This window comes from Saccharomonospora iraqiensis subsp. paurometabolica YIM 90007, from assembly GCF_000231035.2.
Taxonomy (GTDB): domain Bacteria; phylum Actinomycetota; class Actinomycetes; order Mycobacteriales; family Pseudonocardiaceae; genus Saccharomonospora; species Saccharomonospora paurometabolica.
Window position 1 is genome coordinate 1 of record NZ_KI912245.1, and the last position, 1,906, is coordinate 1,906.

The 1,906-nt window shown below is 71.6% G+C and carries 2 protein-coding genes; one reads left to right on the plus strand and one right to left on the minus strand.

Annotation, left to right across the window (positions count from 1 at the left end; translation table 11 throughout):
• Positions 1 to 5: 5 nt before the first annotated feature.
• A complete protein-coding gene (locus tag SACPADRAFT_RS0213905) occupies positions 6 to 650 on the minus strand; it encodes a lipid droplet-associated protein (protein WP_007027462.1) in 645 nt (214 codons plus the stop codon).
• A 110-nt stretch (positions 651 to 760) separates the two neighbouring features.
• On the opposite strand from SACPADRAFT_RS0213905, the gene SACPADRAFT_RS0213910 reads away from it, so the two are divergent.
• Positions 761 to 1,843, plus strand: coding sequence for a 4-hydroxy-3-methylbut-2-enyl diphosphate reductase (locus SACPADRAFT_RS0213910; protein WP_007027461.1), 1,083 nt, complete (start codon positions 761 to 763; stop codon positions 1,841 to 1,843).
• The last annotated feature ends 63 nt before the right edge of the window (positions 1,844 to 1,906 follow it).

Consider the following 1,906-nt stretch of genomic DNA (forward strand, 5'->3'; position numbering starts at 1 on the left):
GGTGCTCACGGCGCCGCCGGGTCGTCGGTCGCGGTGCCGGAGGCCTGCCGGACGTTGGCCGCCCGCCGGGCGAGCATGCCGGTGAACGACGGCCGGTCGGCGTGCGCGCGTTCGTAGGCCAGCAGTTCCTCCAACTGCGCCAGGGTCAGCGTGCGGAGCCGGGCGCGCACCTGGGGCAGGGTGAGCTCGTCGTAGTCCGCCATGCCCGCGGGACCGCCGCCGGCACGCGGTGCCGCGAACGCCTCCCCGGTGGCGGCGTCCCCGTCCGTGGCCGGACTGTCGAACTCGCCCTCGGAATGATCCTCGGCGAGTGCCCGCTCTTCCAACGACCAGGGGTCGTCGTCCGCCGTCCCGTTCTCCCGCGGGGGGCCGCCCGGGACGGTCGTGCCGGGCCCCTCCGGCGTGTCCAGGTCCTCGTCGAAAGTCGCCCATTCGGGCTCGTCGTCGGGGCGGTGCAGTGCCGAGAGCGCGGTGTCCCCCTTGATCGCCAGCTCGGTGACGTGCTGCTGGACGCGCATCGACGCGTGCAGGGTCTGGCTGACCACGGTCACCGGGAGTTCGGTGAGCTGTCTGGGCAGTTCTCGCGCCCGTTCGACCGTCGTCACGGCCAGGCCGGCGGCTACCCGGAGCGGGAACGGGAGGTGTCTCATGGTCCCAGCGTGCCGCACCCGCGCCCGTGCGGAAACTCCGATCCGGGTGCCGCGTCGTGTCCGGGGCTCGCGCTCGTCGCCTTCGCGGGGTGACCCGTAGGGTTGGAGGTATGAGCGCAGCCAGTCCCGGCACCGAGACCACCCCGGAAGACCCGACCCCGGACCATGTCCCCGAGGGCAGTGCGCCCGAGGGTGGCGTCCCCGAGGGGTACGCCGAGACCGTGTCCGGTGACGGCGGCAAGCGGGTCCTGCTGGCCAAGCCCCGTGGCTACTGCGCCGGCGTCGACCGTGCCGTCGTCACGGTGGAGAAGGCACTCGAGAAGTACGGCCCGCCCGTGTATGTGCGCAAGGAGATCGTGCACAACCGGCACGTGGTGGACACGCTCCGGGAACGGGGTGTGATCTTCGTGGACGACACCTCGGAGGTGCCCGAGGGGGCACTGGTGGTCTTCTCCGCACACGGGGTGTCCCCCGCCGTGCACGCCGAGGCCGAACAGCGCAACCTCCACACGATCGACGCCACCTGCCCGCTGGTGACGAAGGTGCACAAGGAGGTCAACCGGTTCGCCCGGGACGACTACGACATCATGCTCATCGGCCACGAGGGCCACGAGGAGGTCGAGGGCACCTCGGGCGAGGCACCCGAGCACGTGCAACTCGTGGACACCGCCGAGGACGTGGACAAGGTCACCGTGCGGGACCCGTCGAAGGTCGTCTGGCTGTCCCAGACCACGCTCAGCGTCGACGAGACCATGGAGCGGGTGAACCAGCTCAAGGGGAAGTTCCCCGACCTGGCGGACCCGCCGAGTGACGACATCTGCTACGCCACGTCCAACCGCCAGGTCGCGGTGAAGGCCATGGCGGCCGAGTGCGACCTCGTGCTCGTGGTCGGTTCGGAGAACTCGTCGAACTCCAAGCGGCTGGTCGAGGTGGCGCTGCAGGCGGGGGCGACCGACGCGCACCTGGTGGACTACGCCGCCCAGGTGGACGAGCGCTGGCTCGACGGTGTGGGAACCGTGGGGGTCACCAGCGGTGCCTCCGTGCCGGACGTGCTGGTGATGGAGCTGCTCGACTGGTTGGCCGAGCGCGGCTGGACCGGGGTCGAGGAGGTCACCACCGCGAACGAAAAGATCTCGTTCGCGCTGCCGAGGGAACTCCGCAACACCGACACCGCCGCCAGCGACGTCCGCTGACCCGGCGACGTCCGCGGGACCGGCGACGTCCGCCGGGCCGGCTCAGCGGCGGCCCTCCGGCGG

Bases quoted from the DNA above. Each gene is read 5' to 3' on its own strand.
- SACPADRAFT_RS0213905 (WP_007027462.1), bottom strand. From the start codon at position 650: ATGAGACACCTCCCGTTCCCGCTCCGGGTAGCCGCCGGCCTGGCCGTG.
- SACPADRAFT_RS0213910 (WP_007027461.1), top strand. From the start codon at position 761: ATGAGCGCAGCCAGTCCCGGCACCGAGACCACCCCGGAAGACCCGACC.